We start from the raw sequence: 15,628 nt of genomic DNA on the forward strand, positions 1-15,628 counted from the left end.
GGGCCCTGACCATGAACACCCTCCCTCCCACTGAGGATCCCGGCGTCGCGCTCCACCGTCAGCGCGCGTACCCGGTTCATCGCCTCGCACTCACCGGGGTGACCTGCATTCCCTTAGTCAGTGCGGCCGCCGTCGCCCTGCCGTCGCGGACGCGAAAGTGAACATGCCACCGGGGCGGACTGCCAGGGCCCGCGGTGGCACCGCGGACGTGTCCGCGTCCGAAGCTCCGGAGCGGCCGGAGCACCGGCTTGCCCCGGGACAGTGCCCGGCCGCCCGGAAACGAAGCAACGCGCCGTGACGGTGCGCGGCCGAGCCGCGCGTCCAACGCGGAGGATGATGGGCCCGATGGCCACAGCGGCTTCGCGCCCACGCGACTCCGCGTCGAGGCCGCCGGGGCGGGATGGTCCAGCCCGAGGCCGCCGCACAGACGTCCTGAGGACCCGCTGATCGTGGGTCACCAGGGGCGCGGGGCAACGGCAGGCAGCCCTGCGGCGGCACCTCAGCGACCGAGGGCTTGGCGCAGCTCCTGCTTGGTCATCGTCGAGCGGCCCTCGATGTGCTTCTTCTTCGCCTCTTCGTAGAGCTGGTCCTTCGTCGGCCCCTGCGCTCCGGTGTGGGAACGCTCGCCACCGCGCTGGTAGGCCGATTTCGGGTCCCGGGTGGACGTACTGCTGGCAGACTTCGCCTCTCCTGAGCGCGCCCGCTCCTTGTTGACGGTGCGCGCGGCGATCTCCTTCGCACGGTCTTCCGAGGTGCCGCGCTTCTCGGCGCTCTCCTTGATGTGCTCGTACTGCCGCTCCCGTTTGCGGCTGGATCCTGCTGGCATCGTGTTCCTCCTCGTCAGGCTCAATGCTGTCCGCACCAACTCAGCGCGTACCCGCGACCCGGCTGACCTCGACAGGGTCACCGAGTCCCTCCATCCACTTCACCCCCTCCGGCCAGCGCGCGCGACCCGGACGGAGTAGGCGGGGCGGTCTTCTTCGCGCTGCGGACCTTGTGGCGGAGGATCTCCAGGATGGGCAGCGGCGGCAGCCACTGCTTGGTGTGATCGGGGCGCTCGGCTGGGTGGCGGCATGAGCTGGGGCACTGGACGGCCGGCCGACGACGGTGTCGCGGGACCACCCGCGCAGCGAACCGCTATGGTCTGGGCAACGCTGCCGACTTTCGCGCGATCGACCGTAGGAACACGCATGAGGGGTGGGCGGATGCGACCTGAGGACCTCACGGCGCGGGAACTGGCCTCGCACTACGGGCTTGAACCGCTGCCCCTGGAGGGCGGGCTGTTCCGGCGTACCTGGGTCGGGCCGCGGGTGCCCGGCGGTCGTGCGGCGGGATCGGCCATCGTCGTGCTGCTCTCCGCCGAGGACGACCAGTTCTCCGCGCTGCACCGACTGCCCGCTGACGAGGTCTGGCACTTCTACCTTGGCGACCCGGTCGAACTGCTGCTTCTCGAACCGAACGGGTCCGCCCTGACGATGGTGCTCGGGCACGATGTGCTCGGCGGGCAGCAGGTGCAGTTCACCGTGCCCGGCGGTACGTGGATGGGCGGCAAGGTGGCCGAGGGCGGCTGTTGGGCGCTGCTCGGTTGCACCATGGCTCCGGGATTCGTGCCCGCCGACTACGAGGGCGCGGACGCCGACCAGCTCTGCGCGCGCTACCCGCAGGCAGCCGAGCGGATCACAGGCCTGTGCCGCCCCGGCGTCCCGACCCGCTACGAGGACGCCGTCGGCCCGGATCCGGAACCTGGGACGAGTGAACGTGGGTGACCCGACCCTGCCCGACCTGACGGGGCACACCGTGCTGGTCACCGGTGCCAGTGGCACCGTGGGCGGCGGAATCGCCTGGCGGTTCGCCCTCGCCGGTGCCGCCGTCGTAGTCCACTACCGTTCCCGGCCCGATCGCGCGGAGGAACTCGTCGAGCGGGTCCGGGGCTGTGGAGCAAGGGCGTTGGCCCTGCGCGCCGACCTCACCGACGAGACGGAGTGCAGGCGCCTCGTGCGGGAATCGGCCTCGTGGACCGGACGGCTGACCGCACTGGTGAACAACGCGGGAGTTCAGCCCGTACAGCCCCTGGAGGACATGAGCGTCGCGGACTGGCGGCAGGTGGTCGACCCCAACATGGTGAGCGCCTTCGCCTGTACGCAGGCCGCGGTGGAGGCGATGCGTACGACGGGCGGCGGATCGATCACCCATATCGCCTCCATCGAGGGCAGCCGGCCCGCTCGGGGGCACGCGCACTACTGCGCGTCCAAGGCGGCCCTCATCATGCACGCGCGCAGTGCCGCTCTCGAACACGGACATCTGGGCATCCGGGTCAACACCGTCTCGCCCGGCCTGATCGACCGGCCGGGGCTGGAGGCCGACTGGCCGGACGGAGCGCGCCGCTGGGACCGGGCCGCACCCCTGCGGTGCCGGGGCCAGGCCGAAGACGTCGGAAACGCCTGTGTCTTCCTGGCGTCCCCGATGGCCAAGTGGCTTACCGGCCACGACCTGGTGGTGGACGGCGGGATGTCCTGCGCTCCCACGTGGTAACCGCTGGGCCCTGCACTGCTCTGGTTGTGGCTGAAAACGACTGCCCTGCCTGACGGTGCGCAACCATCCTGCCGAGTCGCGTGTCATACAGGACGCCAAAGGTCGTTACGGCCTGATCCGGGAAGACTTCTCATTCAGCGAAGTAGGGGGAGAAACATGTACACGTTTGGCATGCGCCGTGTTGCCCTGGTGGGGACGAGCACCGCGCTGGCGGGCGCGGTGGCGCTGTGCGGCGCCTCAGCGGCCGTGGCCGCGGCGCCGACCGCGGTCGCGCATCCGGCACCGGCACCGGCCGCCGCCAAGGCCGCGGAACCCACGGGAAAGGTGGTCTCCAGGATCAACCTGTCGATCCGCGAACAGCCCACCACCAGCTCGAAGTCCCTCGGCTCCGTCCGCCCGGGAACGGTGATCGCGCTGCACTGCAAGAAGGACGGCCAGAACGTCGACGGCAACCACCTGTGGTACATGCTGGGTGACGGCAAGCGCGGCTATGTGAGCGCGCGTTACGTCAAGAACCTGGCCGTGGTGCCCTACTGCAAGTAACGCTCCATTCTCGACAACACGACACGTCTGGGGGCGAGTTCGTGTTGCCGGGGCCTCCCGCGGTGGGCCGACCACCCGTCGCGGGAGGCACGTGCGCCCGATCCGCTACGTGGTGCGGCGGCGCCGCATGCGGCGGGCGTGACGAACGGACCAGGCTGCCAGCACCGCACACGGCCGGCAGCGCGGATTTCGGCAAGGCCGCGTTGAGACCGGCTGTCCCCTGGGTTGAGGAGATGCCGCACGACTGGGCCTCCGGGTCGTTCCCGGAGGCCCGGCGCGCTGGACGGCAGAGGCTACTTCAGACCGATCCTGGCGCAGTCCGCCGCGTATTGCGTGGTGCAGATCTGGTCCACGGTGTAGAGGCCATCGGCGATGACCGTCTGTCTTATGTTCTTGCTGTCCATGATCGTGGTGGCCACCAGCTTCGCCGGAATACCCTTGTTCGTGGCACTGCTGACCGTGCTGTCCGCGACTTCGAGCGGCTGGCCGGTGGCCAGTTCGATCGCCATCTGTGCCGCGGTGTCGGCCTCCACGGCGTACGGCTTGTAGATGGTGAACGACTGCAGTCCTGCCACGATCCTCTGCGTGGCGTCCAGTTGGGCGTCCTGGCCGCTGATCGGAGGCAGCGTGCTGAGATGGTCGGCCAGCAGGGTGTTGACGATCCCGGTGGCCATGCCGTCGTTGGCCGAGTAGACGGCGGCGATGTTGCTCTTGCCCAGGCGGTTGATCGCGTTGTCGATCTCCTTGCTCGCCTCGTCGGCCTGCCAGCCCGGGGTGTCGTACTCGGCCGCGATCCTGACCTTGCCGCGCAGCACGCTGAGCGCGCCGGCCTTGTACTGCGCCGCGTTCGGGTCGGCGCTGTCACCGTTGATCATGACGACCGGAGTGCTCGGGGCGACCCGGCCACCGAGGGCGTCCAGCAGGCCCTGTGCCTGCTCCTTGCCGACCTGGGTGTTGTCGAACGACACGTACCCGTCCACCGCTCCCTGCGCCAGGCGGTCATAGGAGACGATCTTGATGCCCGCCGCGTGTGCCTTTTCGATCGAGGGCTGAATCGCCTGGTAGTCGACCGGGTCGACGATGATGACCTTGTCGCCGTCGCTGATCAACGTATTGAGCTGCGCTTCCTGGGTGTTGGCGTTCTGCCCGGCGTTCTCGTAGTCGAGTTGGCACTTCGGGCAGAGTGCCTTGAGCCTTGTCTGAATCTGCGGGCGGTCGACCGCCTCGTAGCGGGTGGTCTGGTTCTCCGGGAGGGCCAGACCAATCCGAAAGCCCTGGTTCACGTCCGCTGCGGTGGATTTGCCGGTGTCGACCGACTTCTTGCCGCACGCCGCCATGCTGAGCGTTATGGACACTGCCGCGGTCGCCACGACGGCGCGACGCAGAGTGGTGTTCACGAGGGGTACCTCCCTGACAGGGCCGCGAGGGTACGGCCGAGGTGGAGGTGAGTAGAACTCCGGAAATTGGGTCCCGTCAAGAACTTGATTCTTACGAGACGGCAACGTAGTGATTTGTTATCTAGCCGAACGCAAGAGCCTTCGGCTGGTTTGTCTGGCAGTTGCCGCTGGCATGGTCAGCGGGCAACCCGCAGCCGGTCGGGCGCGGCATGGAAACGGTCAACTCGGCGAAATCCTGCGGGGTATGGGCGTCCGCTGGATTCCGCCCGGAATAGCGATACCGGCGCATGCCGCCCCTCCTTGGCCGCTCACGAGACGGGGGACGGTACCACGCCAACCTGGAGGGAGCGAGCGGGGTCCGGGGGCCGTGTGGCGCGCACAGATGAACAACGTTGTCGTCCGTCAGGCGCGCCCGCGCACAGCCCAGGAGGCCGCCGATTGATCCTAATTTAGGGAATCGGGCACATCTGCCCGGTGTGATCCGGGACGATGATGCCATGAGCGATCAGGACTTCTTGGCGCGCACCGAGCGGTTCGCGCGCCATCTCGCCGAACTCGGGCTTCGTTTGGACAAAGAGTCGTTCGCGCTGCTGCTACGCATCCTGCATGGCGTGAATCAAGCTTTGGTGCATCATTCACGGAGTGTCGACATTCCCTTCGGTCCGGGCGATCGGAAGTTGTTCACCAACGAGTTGGGCCGGGAATTGGAAACCTTGATGGACCTGCTGGGGTCACACGGCATGCGCATGGTCGTCGACGTGGCCGATTCGGCTGGTGCCGGCCCTGACGGCGGCTTCGAGGAGCCGTCGAGCGGGCTGCTGGCGCCAGCCGAACGCGACCGGGACCGGCGCGAGGTCGAGGCCATTGTGCGGGCCAGCGGAATGCAACTCTGAAATGTGCCGCCTCAATTGACGCCGCCGCAGGCCGTCAGAGGAAGTCGACACCCTGCGCCAAAGGCAGTTCGGCCGAGTAGTTGACGGTGTGCGTGGCCCGCCGCATATACACTCGCCAGGCGTCGGACCCGGATTCCCGGCCGCCACCGGTGGCCTTCTCCCCGCCGAACGCCCCGCCGATCTCGGCGCCGGAGGTGCCGATGTTGACGTTGGCGATACCGCAGTCGGAGCCGTCGGCGGCCAGGAAGCGCTCAGCCTCCCGCTGGTCGCTGGTGAAGATGCTGGAGGACAGGCCCTGCGGAACGTCGTTGTGCAAGGCGATGGCCTCCTCGAAGGTGCGGTAGGTGAGCACGTACAGGATCGGCGCGAACGTCTCCGTCCGTACGATCGCGGTCTGCGCGGGCATCCGGACCACGGCCGGTGCGACATATCGGGCCTGTGGAGCCTGGTCCCGCAGCAGCGGTTCGCCGCCGGTCAGCAGCTTTCCGCCGTCGGCCTGGGCGCGGTCGAGCGCTTTGGCCATCGCCTCGTGGGCGCGTGCGTTGATCAGCGGGCCCACCAGGGTCGCGGCGGCGAACGGGTCGCCGACCGGCAGCCGGTGATAGGCGCGCACGATCCGGTCCACCAGCCGGTCGGCGATGTCCTCGTGCACGATGAGCCGACGCAATGTGGTGCACCGCTGGCCCGCCGTCCCCGCGGCGGAGAACACGATGCCGCGCACGGCCAGGTCGAGATCGGCCGAGGGCGCCACCACCGCCCCGTTGTTGCCGCCGAGTTCGAGTAGGCACCGCCCGAACCGCGCGGCGACCCGCGGCGCGACCTCACGCCCCATGCGCACCGAGCCCGTAGCGCTGACCAACGCCACCCTCGCGTCGTCCACCAGTTGTTCCCCCGTGGCCCGGTCGCCCAGGACGAGCTGGTGCACACCGGACGGCGCACCGGTATCCGCCGCCGCGCGGGCCAGCAGCGCGTCGCAGGCCACCGCGGTCAGTGGGGTCAGCTCGGACGGCTTCCACACCACGGTGTCGCCGCACACCAGGGCCACCGCGGTGTTCCACGCCCACACCGCCACCGGGAAGTTGAACGCGGACACCACCGCGACCACCCCCAGCGGATGCCAGTACTCGGCGAGCCGGTGACCCGGCCGCTCCGACGGCATGGTGCGTCCGTAGAGCTGACGCGACAGGCCGACCGCGAGGTCGCAGATGTCGATCATCTCCTGTACCTCGCCCAGCGCTTCGGAGCGGATCTTCCCCGCCTCCAGGGTGACCAGATCGGCCAGGTCCTCCCTGTACTCGGTCAGTAGCTCACCGAGCCGTTTGACCAGCCGCCCGCGCTGCGGCGCCGGAGTGGTGCGCCAGCCGGTGAACGTGGCGTGCGCGGCGCTGACCGCCGCCTCGACCTGCTCGGCACCGGCACACGGCAGGAAGAACATCCTGCCGCCGGTGATCGGGGTACGGCAGACCAGATCACCGCTGTCGCCTCCGATGGGCGGCTGCGCGCCGCAGCGGTTCAACCGCTGTGCGGCCAGCACGCGCAGGGAGTCGGTGTCGGGCAGCGTCGGGTGCGGGTCGGTCACGGTACGCCTCCTCGGTGGAGTCATCCTGCGGGCGCGACGTCGACGGCGCCCGCAGCGCCGCCGCCGCGCGGAACAGCGGCAGCCAGCCGAGAGTGAAGGACCGGTCGAAGCCCGGTGGTTGCCGAGGGTCCGACATGCCCAACAGCAGGCCCCCGGCACCGTCGTTGTGGAAGTACAGCGTGGGTCCGTCCAACCCCACGTCCACCCCCGGGCGTTGGGGGAAGTCACGGAACGCCGCGAGACTGCGCTGGCCCAGTCGGATGTTGAGCGGATCGGAGAACTGCGCCCGAACTCCCCCGATCGGCTTGCCCGATGAGCCGCCGGCGGGCCGGTCGCGGTCGAGCACCAGCACCTCGCGCACCCCCGCCTCGGCCAGGTGGAAGGCGACGCTCGCCCCGATCACCCCGGCCCCGATGACCACCACCAGGGCGTCGGGCGGCAGTGAACCGGCGGCGGATTCCGTACCGTTCGTCATGGCCCCTCCAGTCTCCGCGCCGAGGCGACGCGACAGCGGACGTGCGGTGCGAAATCCGCCGGGCACGGCTCAGCGGCTGAGCAGCCTCCTGGCGGCGGCGGTGATGTGGCTGCGGGAGATGCCGGCGGCGTCGAGCAACTCCGCTGACGTACCCGAGGCGGGCAGGTCGCGTACCGCCAGGTGCGCGAAGCGGGGTACCGCGGAGCGCTCGGCGAGCGCACTCAGTACGGCCTCTCCGAGGCCGCCTTCCGGACGGTGGTCCTCGGCGATCACCAGGGCTCCGGTCTCCTCGGCGGCACTGACCAGTGTGTCGGCGTCGATGGGCTTGACCGAGTACAAGTCGATCACCCGGGCGTGGACGCCGTCCGACGCGAGCGTGTCCGCGGCGGCCAGGCACTCGTGCAGGGTCACCCCCGCGCCGACCAGCGTGATCTGGTCCTCGGCGGTGGACCGCAGTGTCTTGGACCCGCCCACGGGGAACCGCTCGGTCGCCGGGTACAGCACCGGGTAGGCACCGCGGGTGCTGCGCAGGTACGAGATCCCCTCCAGGTCGGCCATGGCGGCTGTCAGGGCGGTGGCGGCGGTGGCGTCGCTGGGGTAGAGCACCGTCGAGCCGTGCACGGCCCGCATCATCCCCAGGTCCTCAAGGCCCATCTGCGAGGGGCCGTCGGCGCCGATCTCCACCCCGCAGTGCGAACCGCACAGTGCCAGCCGGGCCCGGGAGACCGCCGCCATCCGGATGAAGTCATGCGCGCGGGTCAGGAACGCGGCGAACGTGGCCGCGTACGGCCGCCAACCGCGCACCGAGAGACCGACCGCGGTGGCTACCATCTGCTGCTCGGCGATGTAGGACTGGAAGTAGCGGCCCGGATAGACAGCGGCGAAGTCCTCGGAGTGCGTGGAGTTGCCGACCTCCGCGTCCAGCGCGACCACATCCGGACGCGCGCCCAGCGCGGTCAGCGCCTTGCCGTACGCGGACCTGGTGGCCACCTTGTCGCCCGGCTCGAACTCCGGCAGCCGCACCTCCTGGGGCGTCGGGCGCGGCGGCGGCTGGTACGGCCGCGGCCCGGGACCGCGCACCTTCAGATGGCGTACGCCGCCGAGTTCGGCGATCGCACGCTCGGCCATCTCCGGGGGCAGCGGCTTGCCGTGCCACCCCTCGGCGTCCGCCACCTCGCTGAAACCCTGGCCCTTGATGGTCCTGGCCAGGATGACGGTGGGGCGCTCCGTGTGGGTCGCGTACTCGAACGCCTTGTCGATCGCCGCCACATCGTGACCCTCGACGGTCAGCGCGGTGCAGCCGAATGCCTCCACCCGGTTGGCGTACGCCTCCAGGTCCCAGCCGAGTTCGGTGGGGCCGCGCTGGCCGAGCCGGTTGATGTCCACGATGGCGGTGAGGTTGTCGAGGCCGTAGCGGCCCGCCTTGTCCAGCGCCTCCCAGATCGACCCCTCGGTCATCTCGCTGTCTCCGCACAGCGCCCACACCCTGAACGGCGCGTGCTCCAGCTTGCGGCCCGACAGGGCCACGCCGACACCGTAGGGCAGCCCCTGGCCGAGCGAGCCGGTGGCGACGTCGACCCAGGGCAGGACCGGGGTCGGATGCCCCTCAAGGCGCGATCCCGCCCTGCGGTAGCGGGTCAGCAGCTCCTCCTCGCTGACCACGCCCGCCGCCGTGAACATCGCGTACAGCAGCGGCGAGGCATGCCCCTTGGAGAAGATCAGATGGTCGTTGCCGGGGTCGTCCGGCCGTTGCCAGTCGTAGTGCAGGTGGCGGGCGAGCAGCACCGCCATCAGGTCGGCGGCCGACATGCTGGAAGTCGGATGCCCGGAACCGGCGGAGGTGCTGGCGCGCACCGAGTCGACCCGCAGTTGCTGGGCGAGTTCGAAGACATCCTTCAGGTCGGAGTTGGGTCCGACCGTCCCGTTGGATCCGTTGGGGGAAGCGGCATTCATGGACGTTCCTCGGGGTCGTGGAGCTGTGCACGGGATCGGTGTGAGGCCGTGCACGATCTCATCGTGCGTACCGACGGCAGCCGCACATTGCTCCGTAAGGGGGCGTGGCCGCCGCAGTCTCACCCCGCCGTCCCGGCCTGGCGCATGACGCGTTTATCCGGGTGTACCCCTCCAATCCGTAGCTTGACAGCACCTTGCCGTAGCCGGAGTGCTTGAAACCACCGTGCGGCATATCGGAGGGGAACGTGAAGTGAGTGTTGACCCGGACGCGGCCTGGGGCCAGGCGGTGGGGGAGCCGCACGGCACGCGCGTGGTCGGCGGTCCACATCGCTGAGGCCAGGCCCAGCACCACCGCGTTGGCGGCGCGCACCGCGTCTTCCTCGCTGAGGAAGCGCTGCACGGCGATGACCCACTCTGGTTCGAACAGTTCGGTCAGCGCGGTGGTGGTGACCACCACGGCGGGCGCGAATTCGGTGCGCGGATCCAGGAGTTCACGTGGTTTGAGCCTCGGATCCACGCCTCCGCGGCGGCCCTAAGGCGGGCGGTGGCGAATTAACCGACCACGAAATCATGGCGGTTCGACAAGGCCAGGAGTACGAGATCGCCGGATCCGACCCCCAGGCGCCGCAGCCCGCGTGCGAATGCGTCGCCGCGTTGGAGAGAAGCGAGCCCGGCTGGTGGCGGCGCGGACGACGGGGGGCGCAGATCGCGGAAAGGCTGCGCGCGGGGCGACGGGGGAGCTGGATCCTGGTGGCGGCGAACATGCGGGACTTCTACCGCCCGTCGTGCGGCCCCGGGTTGGGCGCTGGCCGGTGACACCGGATTCCACAAGGAGCCGATCGTCGGAGACCCCTCGGCCGCCGAGCGCTTTCTGGGCGTGCTGGGGGCCAGCCACCGCCTACAGGAATTCCCGGCGCCCGGCGAGCGGTCCGGCGACGGAGCCCAACCGCGCTGGTGAATTCATGCGTAGCGCCCCGGAGTTACGGGCATCCTATGAATGATGTCGGGAGGTTTGCAGAAGCCTGGGAGCAGCTGATCGTGTCTCCTGTAGCATCCGTCATCCATCAGTCGTACCGAGCTGGAGAAAACTCGTGGCACAAAAGGTTCAGGTCCTTCTCGTCGACGACCTCGACGGCGGCGAGGCGGACGAGACGGTGACGTTCGCGCTGGACGGGAAGTCCTACGAGATCGACCTCACGGCGGCCAACGCCGAGAAACTCCGCAACTCCCTTGCCGAGTTTGTGCAGTCGGGTCGCAGGACCGGTGGGCGAGGCGCTTCCGGACGCGGGAAGGCGCGCACGATGGTGGGCGGCAGCCAGGACACCGCCAAGATTCGTGCATGGGCCAAGGAGAACGGCTACAACGTCAACGAGCGCGGCCGGGTACCGGCCGATATCCGCGAGGCCTACGAGTCGGCCGCGGGCGCATAACCGGAGTGCCAGGGTTTCCCGGGCTCCCGGACCGGCGGAGTCGTGAACAGGCCACCGCTTCGTCGGCCGGTCCGGTACGGCTACGAGTGTCGGGCGCGGCGCCGCTGACCATCGCGGCGGCCGTGCCCGTTCTCGCTCCCAGGCGCACAGTGCCTCACTTCCTCACGGCACAGTGCGAGTGATGCTCATCTGATTTTCCCGTGAAGTGTCTGTGGGTTCACTGGATTTCGGGTGGCCGATGGCTCATGATGACCGCCAACTGGCCCTTTGGCGAAAGCGCGTTCTACTCCGCGCCGAGTGCGCCGCCGCATGTCATTTGAGGCGGGATCGGCGGCCTCGCGCCGCGCACTGAATGTGAAATGCTCACCACCGCTGGAGACTTCTCGCCACTTCCGTCGAACGGTGGCGCACAGTTGCCCGGGACCCGCGGGCTGCGCCCCGCCGAGGGCGGGCGTGGCCCGCGTTCCTCCGCTGCCGCCCACCGGAAATGGGGATTCCGGTTGCCGACGAGAGCGCGTGCACGTCCCGCGAGCATCATGGGATCCACTTCACCGGGCAGCCCACGCCCTGCTTCGGCGTCCTGCGCGCACTGTTGACCGGAGCAGCATCGCGAATGTCGTCCAGGGGAGACCCATGGGCGGGAAAACGCGCGCACACCGACCTGGGTGCCTGACGGAGACCCTGCTGAACCGGGGTGCCCCCGGTTCAGCAGGGGGTCCGGGGTGCCCCCGGAATGGAACAACCTCAGCCCTGCTGCTCGCCAGTGAGCGACAGCTTCTGGTCCAGCCAGCGAATCGCGGCCGCGTAACCGCTGCCGTTCTGGGCGTCGACGTGAGTCGGCGCCTTGGCGCTCTGCTGGAACTGGGTGCTGGTCCCGTCGCCCGGCACCAGCAGGGAGACCGGCGGGGCGGGCATGTGCCCCAGCCGCCACATCAGGTCGTTCTCGTTCCTGACCTCGGTGTTGCCCGCGTACAGGTTGCCGGACTTGCCGGTCTGCGGGGTGTAGTCGGCGGACAGGCTGGCGCCCGCGCCGTAGCGGGTGGGGTTGGTCAGCGGGAGCTTCAGCGCGCAGTAGCCGCCGGTGGCGTCGCCGAGGGTGCCCCAGGAGCCGGGGGAGCCGCTGGTGCGGTACTGGTCGGCGACCGCCAGCGGCAGGTCCTGGTTGAAGAAGGCCAGCCCCTGCGGGCCGCTGGGCACGTTGGTGCAGTCCACGCCGCGGCCGGGCAGCGCGGTGGGCCGCACCATCACGTAGATGGTCGGCTTGATCTTGCTGCCGACTATGTCGGCGGCGACGGTGCGCGGCAGCGCACCGCTGGGCTGTGAGCTGAGGGCGACAACCACCGGGAAGCGGTCGTTCTGGTGGGCCTTCTGGAAGTACTGCGGCGGCAGGTAGACGAAGCCGTCGGAGGTCACCCCGGAGGACGGGCCGTGGAAGGTGACCTTCTGCACCTCACCGGCCTGCGCCTTGCCGCCCGGCAGACCCGCGTTGACCGTGCCCTTGACGGTGAGGGCGACCGGGCGGGCGCTGGCGGTCCCGGCGGTGAGCACCTGCTTGCCGGTGGACGCGCCGAACAGGTCGGTCCAGGACGAGTAGAAGCCCATGCTCTTGTTCACACCGACCAAGATCACGCCCAGTATCACGATCTGCGTCGCCGCGATCAGCCCGAGGCGGCCGAGCCACTGCAGCGGGCCCTTCTTCGCGGCGCGCGGCCACAGCCACAGCGCCAGCGCGACCACCGCCACGGCGGTGATCACCAGCACTGTGAGGAACAAGCTGGACGTGAGTCCCACGGTCATCGCTCTCTCTTGAATGAAACCTTCCGAAGAGAGGATAGGAATTCGGGCCTTTCGGGTTCCTCCGCGGGGTGACGAGTTTCCTGGTGGTTGGCGCTCAGCCACTGGTCGCGCCGCAGTGGTCACAATTCCCACCTGCGATGAACTCACCGGAGGTGCGCGTTGCCCAGCCGCCGACTGCCGACCTGGTCCGCGCTGCGTCCGCTGCTGCGACCGCGGCCCCTTCCGCTGGATCCCACCGGGCGCCGTCTGTCCCGGGCGCACACCATCGCCGACCTGCGTGCCGCGGCCCGCCGCCGTACGCCCCGGGCGGTCTTCGACTTCGCCGACGGCGCGGCCGAGCGGGAGATCAGCCTGCGGCGCACCAGGCGGTCCTTCGACCGGGTGGAGTTCCATCCCGGGGTGCTGCGCGAGGCACCACGTCCCTCGGCACTGGCCGACCCCTATCTGTCCTGGCTGGCCCCGGCCCGCCGCAACGGCGACGACTTCGGCTGGGCCGCCGCCGCGGGGCCGCACCGCACGGGCTGACCTACCCGCGGCGCGCCAGCGCGTCGCGCACCGCCTCGTCGCTGCGCGCCACCGACGCGGTGCCGTCGTCCGCCGTGATGATGGGGCGCTGGATCAGCCGGGGATGGGCGGCCAGCGCCTCGATCCAGCGGTCCCGATCGGCGGGCTGGCGGGGCCAGTCCTTCAGGCCCAGCTCCTTGGCGTCCGGCTCCTGGGCGCGGGTGATGTCCCAGGGCTCCAGGCCCAGCCTGCCCAGTACCTCCCGCAGCTCCTGGGCGGTCGGCGGCTCCTCCAGATAGCGGCGCACGGTGTAGTCGGCCCCCTCCTCGTCCAGCAGCTTCACCGCGGAGCGGCACTTGGAGCAGGCGGGGTTGATCCAGATTTCCATGCACACACCCTAGACGCCTGGCCCCGGCGGTCCGACGCGTCGGAAATCTTTGATGCGTCGGGATTCTCCGACGTATGGTTGCGGCCGTGCCAACAGACGTCTTCAGCGCACTGTCCAATCCGGTGCGCCGCAAGCTGCTCGAATCACTGCGCGAGGGACCGCGCGCGGTCAACGACCTGGCCGGCCAGTTCGCGCTGAGCCGACCCGCGGTGTCCGAGCACCTCCAGGTGCTGCGCCATGCCCACCTCGTACGGGAGGAACCGAGGGGCCGCCAGCGGTACTACCACCTCGTGGCCGAGCCCCTCGCGGAGGTGCACGACTGGCTGCACCCCTTTGAGCACTACTGGCGCGAACGCATGCGCTCGCTGCGCGACCTACTCGACGAGGAGAACCCATGACGGACCCCGCTGTCATCCACTGCGACCAGTTCCTGGCCCATCCGCCCGCGGTCGTGTGGCGGGCACTGACCGATCCGCAATGGCACGCCCGCTGGTGGGCGGCGGGCGACGTCAAGCCCGTCGTGGGCCACCGCTTCACCCTGGACATGGGGAACTGGGGGGTGCAGCCGTGCGAGGTGATCGCGGTCGAGCCCGAGCGGCTGCTCCGCTACAGCTTCGCCGAGGGCTCGCTGGACACCACGATCACCTGGCGGCTGCAACCCGAGGGCGACGGCACCCGCCTCTTCCTCGAACACGCCGGGTTCGACCTCAACTCCCCGATGGGCAAGCAGGCGTTCAACGGAATGGGCCACGGCTGGCCCGGCGTGCTGCGCGGCATCGGCCCGGCGTTGGACGGCCTGACCGGCGCCTAACGCCGTGGGTAGAGCGCGGCGCGGACCTTGTGCAGCCACGCTTCGGCGGCGGGCTCGTCCGGGGCGGCGGGCAGCGCGCCGGGGCGGGCGAAGTGGTCCTCGGCGCGGGACAGCAGCGGCACGGCGTGCTCCGGTTCGGCGGCGATGCGCTCACCCAGGGCGCGGACCCGGCCGGGATCGGCGAGCCTGATGGTCAGCGCTCCCGTGCGGTGCAGCTGCGTGCCCTGTTCCAGCAGCCGCACGAGGTGGCGGGCGTGCTTCTCCGAGCGCCGGCGGTTGTCCGCGTCCTTCCGGGCCCGCAGCTTTCTGAACTGCTGGGCGGCGTAACCGAGATAGGAGTCGCGCACCGCCTTCGCCGACAGGAACGCCGTGCGCAGACCGACGAGTTCGTCTCCGAGCGAGGTCCGCACCTCGTACAGTTCGTCCGGCAGCCAGACCAACTCGGTCACCGTCGGATTGCCACTCAGAGCGAGGCGGCAGTACTTCGCGGCCTCGTGCAACGTCCGGTCGGGCTCGGTGGTGACATGGGACTCCACCGGGCGGCGCAGACCGTGGAACGCCTCGGTGGGCGCCGCGAAGACACCGAGCTGGTCGATGTCGGAGCCCTCGTGGGCAAGGCCGTACGCGGTGGAACCGACGGTGCCGGACAACAGGACGTGCATGGTGCTCCGTTGAGGGTCGATGACGGGCAGGAGGAGTAAGACGGCCCGGGCGCCTGAACGGTTGCGCCGCGGGTCGCACTTCCTGCCCCACCCTCTCCGATGCTCAACCGTGCCGGGTCCGCAGCGGCGTCAGCTGGTGGATGTCGTAGGTGGCGCGCAGTTCGGCGATGGCCGCCATGTCCGGTGGACCGTCGCACGCCAGGATCTCCAGCAGTTCCTCGAAGTAGCGTTCGTGCGCGGGCGGCGGCGAGGCCTGGAACAGCATCCGGGCCTCCTTGTCCGTCGGATTGGCGAACGCGTGCGGGCACCCCGGCGGCACATGGGCCACCGTCCCCGGGGTGGCCCGCACCGGCCGCATGCCGGATGCGGACTCCCAGGTACGCCAGCTGTCCCGGGTGCGCACCTTGGGCTCGAAGGCCAGCAGGTCAAGCTCGCCCTCGACCACGTAGAACAACTCCTCGCTTTTGGCGTGCACATGGGCACCCACGTCGAACCCCGGGGGAATGACGACCTCGAACAGCGAGCCAGCCATGCTGCGTTCACCGGTGACCTTGAAGGTGACCTCCTGCGCGGTCGTCACCAGCGTCCGGCCCTCGCCCGGCGGCACCACCAACCCCTCCAACGCGTTCATTGTGAGCGTGCTCATCGTGTCCTCACCTCACTT

19 protein-coding genes and 1 pseudogene are annotated in these 15,628 nt (G+C 69.7%); 9 read left to right on the plus strand and 11 right to left on the minus strand.

Translation table 11 applies throughout. From position 1 onward, the window contains the following. Positions 1–499 precede the first annotated feature (499 nt). Complete coding sequence (locus P3G67_RS00865; protein WP_276091688.1) at positions 500–826, minus strand: plasmid stabilization protein; 327 nt, start codon at positions 824–826, stop codon at positions 500–502. 379 nt (positions 827–1,205) lie between these two features. On the opposite strand from P3G67_RS00865, the gene P3G67_RS00870 reads away from it, so the two are divergent. The 3 genes from P3G67_RS00870 (at position 1,206) to P3G67_RS00880 (ending at position 3,075) form a co-directional block, all read left to right on the plus strand. After that, a complete protein-coding gene (locus P3G67_RS00870) occupies positions 1,206–1,766 on the plus strand; it encodes a cupin domain-containing protein (RefSeq protein ID WP_276091689.1) in 561 nt (186 codons plus the stop codon). Then, positions 1,759–2,532 carry an SDR family NAD(P)-dependent oxidoreductase gene (locus P3G67_RS00875; protein WP_276091690.1) on the plus strand — a complete coding sequence of 258 codons (774 nt, stop codon included), beginning with the start codon at positions 1,759–1,761 and terminating at the stop codon, positions 2,530–2,532. Before P3G67_RS00870 ends, P3G67_RS00875 begins: the two co-directional genes overlap by 8 nt. 171 nt (positions 2,533–2,703) lie before the next feature. Then, entirely contained in the window at positions 2,704–3,075 is a 372-nt protein-coding gene (locus P3G67_RS00880) for an SH3 domain-containing protein (RefSeq protein ID WP_276091691.1), read from the plus strand. Positions 3,076–3,368: 293 nt separating this feature from the next. Here the strand turns inward: P3G67_RS00880 and P3G67_RS00885 are convergent, their stop codons facing one another. Both P3G67_RS00885 and P3G67_RS00890 read right to left on the minus strand, forming a co-directional pair. After that, a complete protein-coding gene (locus tag P3G67_RS00885) occupies positions 3,369–4,472 on the minus strand; it encodes a sugar ABC transporter substrate-binding protein (protein WP_276091692.1) in 1,104 nt (367 codons plus the stop codon). Between the two features lie 121 nt (positions 4,473–4,593). Further along, the gene (locus tag P3G67_RS00890; protein ID WP_276091693.1) at positions 4,594–4,761 is read right to left on the minus strand and encodes a hypothetical protein; all 168 of its coding nucleotides are present in this window, start codon (positions 4,759–4,761) and stop codon (positions 4,594–4,596) included. A gap of 208 nt (positions 4,762–4,969) precedes the next feature. Between P3G67_RS00890 and P3G67_RS00895 the strand changes: the two genes are divergently transcribed. Continuing rightward, complete coding sequence (locus P3G67_RS00895; RefSeq protein WP_276091694.1) at positions 4,970–5,365, plus strand: hypothetical protein; 396 nt, start codon at positions 4,970–4,972, stop codon at positions 5,363–5,365. Positions 5,366–5,399: 34 nt separating this feature from the next. On the opposite strand, the gene amaB is transcribed toward P3G67_RS00895, so the two are convergent. The 4 genes and pseudogenes from amaB to P3G67_RS00915 form a co-directional block, all read right to left on the minus strand. Continuing rightward, positions 5,400–6,944, minus strand: coding sequence for an L-piperidine-6-carboxylate dehydrogenase (amaB, locus tag P3G67_RS00900; RefSeq protein ID WP_276091695.1), 1,545 nt, complete (start codon positions 6,942–6,944; stop codon positions 5,400–5,402). A 169-nt stretch (positions 6,945–7,113) separates the two neighbouring features. Further along, positions 7,114–7,419: pseudogene (locus P3G67_RS35935) on the minus strand (NAD(P)/FAD-dependent oxidoreductase); the annotation flags it as partial. Between the two features lie 69 nt (positions 7,420–7,488). After that, the gene (locus P3G67_RS00910; protein WP_276091697.1) at positions 7,489–9,372 is read right to left on the minus strand and encodes a transketolase; all 1,884 of its coding nucleotides are present in this window, start codon (positions 9,370–9,372) and stop codon (positions 7,489–7,491) included. Between the two features lie 58 nt (positions 9,373–9,430). Next, the gene (locus P3G67_RS00915; protein WP_276091698.1) at positions 9,431–9,889 is read right to left on the minus strand and encodes an aldehyde dehydrogenase family protein; all 459 of its coding nucleotides are present in this window, start codon (positions 9,887–9,889) and stop codon (positions 9,431–9,433) included. Positions 9,890–9,942: 53 nt separating this feature from the next. Here P3G67_RS00915 and P3G67_RS00920 point away from each other — a divergent pair, with 53 nt between their 5' ends. Together P3G67_RS00920 and P3G67_RS00925 are read left to right on the plus strand one after the other, a co-directional pair. Then, positions 9,943–10,188 (plus strand): hypothetical protein, encoded by a 246-nt coding sequence (locus P3G67_RS00920; RefSeq protein WP_276091699.1) that lies wholly within the window; start codon positions 9,943–9,945, stop codon positions 10,186–10,188. Positions 10,189–10,463: 275 nt separating this feature from the next. Then, positions 10,464–10,802: a histone-like nucleoid-structuring protein Lsr2 gene (locus tag P3G67_RS00925; RefSeq protein WP_276091700.1), complete on the plus strand. Its 339-nt coding sequence runs from the start codon at positions 10,464–10,466 to the stop codon at positions 10,800–10,802. 744 nt (positions 10,803–11,546) lie between these two features. Here the strand turns inward: P3G67_RS00925 and P3G67_RS00930 are convergent. After that, a complete protein-coding gene (locus P3G67_RS00930) occupies positions 11,547–12,599 on the minus strand; it encodes an alpha/beta hydrolase (protein ID WP_276091701.1) in 1,053 nt (350 codons plus the stop codon). 159 nt (positions 12,600–12,758) lie between these two features. On the opposite strand from P3G67_RS00930, the gene P3G67_RS00935 reads away from it, so the two are divergent. Then, complete coding sequence (locus P3G67_RS00935) at positions 12,759–13,124, plus strand: alpha-hydroxy-acid oxidizing protein (protein ID WP_276091702.1); 366 nt, start codon at positions 12,759–12,761, stop codon at positions 13,122–13,124. A gap of 1 nt (position 13,125) precedes the next feature. On the opposite strand, the gene P3G67_RS00940 is transcribed toward P3G67_RS00935, so the two are convergent. After that, on the minus strand, positions 13,126–13,491 hold the full coding sequence (locus P3G67_RS00940) for an arsenate reductase family protein (protein ID WP_276091703.1): 366 nt from the start codon (positions 13,489–13,491) through the stop codon (positions 13,126–13,128). Positions 13,492–13,577: 86 nt separating this feature from the next. On the opposite strand from P3G67_RS00940, the gene P3G67_RS00945 reads away from it, so the two are divergent. Beyond that, complete coding sequence (locus P3G67_RS00945; protein WP_269856881.1) at positions 13,578–13,889, plus strand: ArsR/SmtB family transcription factor; 312 nt, start codon at positions 13,578–13,580, stop codon at positions 13,887–13,889. After that, positions 13,886–14,302 carry an SRPBCC family protein gene (locus P3G67_RS00950; protein WP_276091704.1) on the plus strand — a complete coding sequence of 139 codons (417 nt, stop codon included), beginning with the start codon at positions 13,886–13,888 and terminating at the stop codon, positions 14,300–14,302. The genes P3G67_RS00945 and P3G67_RS00950 overlap by 4 nt, the downstream gene beginning before the upstream one ends. Here P3G67_RS00950 and P3G67_RS00955 read toward each other — a convergent pair. Both P3G67_RS00955 and P3G67_RS00960 read right to left on the minus strand, forming a co-directional pair. Further along, entirely contained in the window at positions 14,299–14,964 is a 666-nt protein-coding gene (locus P3G67_RS00955) for a DNA polymerase beta superfamily protein (protein ID WP_276091705.1), read from the minus strand. The genes P3G67_RS00950 and P3G67_RS00955 overlap by 4 nt on opposite strands. A gap of 103 nt (positions 14,965–15,067) precedes the next feature. Continuing rightward, positions 15,068–15,595, minus strand: a complete 528-nt coding sequence (locus tag P3G67_RS00960; RefSeq protein WP_391858173.1) for a cupin domain-containing protein — start codon at positions 15,593–15,595, stop codon at positions 15,068–15,070. Between the last annotated feature and the right edge of the window lie 33 nt (positions 15,596–15,628).

The organism is Streptomyces silvisoli (genome assembly GCF_029269905.1).
Taxonomy (GTDB): Bacteria; Actinomycetota; Actinomycetes; order Streptomycetales; family Streptomycetaceae; genus Streptantibioticus_A; species Streptantibioticus_A silvisoli_A.

Coding starts and splice junctions, on each gene's coding strand:
- P3G67_RS00865 (WP_276091688.1), bottom strand. CDS start 826: ATGCCAGCAGGATCCAGCCGCAAACGGGAGCGGCAGTACGAGCACATC.
- P3G67_RS00870 (WP_276091689.1), top strand. CDS start 1,206: ATGCGACCTGAGGACCTCACGGCGCGGGAACTGGCCTCGCACTACGGG.
- P3G67_RS00880 (WP_276091691.1), top strand. CDS start 2,704: ATGCGCCGTGTTGCCCTGGTGGGGACGAGCACCGCGCTGGCGGGCGCG.
- P3G67_RS00890 (WP_276091693.1), bottom strand. CDS start 4,761: ATGCGCCGGTATCGCTATTCCGGGCGGAATCCAGCGGACGCCCATACC.
- P3G67_RS00895 (WP_276091694.1), top strand. CDS start 4,970: ATGAGCGATCAGGACTTCTTGGCGCGCACCGAGCGGTTCGCGCGCCAT.
- P3G67_RS00910 (WP_276091697.1), bottom strand. CDS start 9,372: ATGAATGCCGCTTCCCCCAACGGATCCAACGGGACGGTCGGACCCAAC.
- P3G67_RS00920 (WP_276091699.1), top strand. CDS start 9,943: ATGGCGGTTCGACAAGGCCAGGAGTACGAGATCGCCGGATCCGACCCC.
- P3G67_RS00930 (WP_276091701.1), bottom strand. CDS start 12,599: ATGACCGTGGGACTCACGTCCAGCTTGTTCCTCACAGTGCTGGTGATC.
- P3G67_RS00940 (WP_276091703.1), bottom strand. CDS start 13,491: ATGGAAATCTGGATCAACCCCGCCTGCTCCAAGTGCCGCTCCGCGGTG.
- P3G67_RS00950 (WP_276091704.1), top strand. CDS start 13,886: ATGACGGACCCCGCTGTCATCCACTGCGACCAGTTCCTGGCCCATCCG.
- P3G67_RS00955 (WP_276091705.1), bottom strand. CDS start 14,964: ATGCACGTCCTGTTGTCCGGCACCGTCGGTTCCACCGCGTACGGCCTT.
- P3G67_RS00960 (WP_391858173.1), bottom strand. CDS start 15,595: ATGAACGCGTTGGAGGGGTTGGTGGTGCCGCCGGGCGAGGGCCGGACG.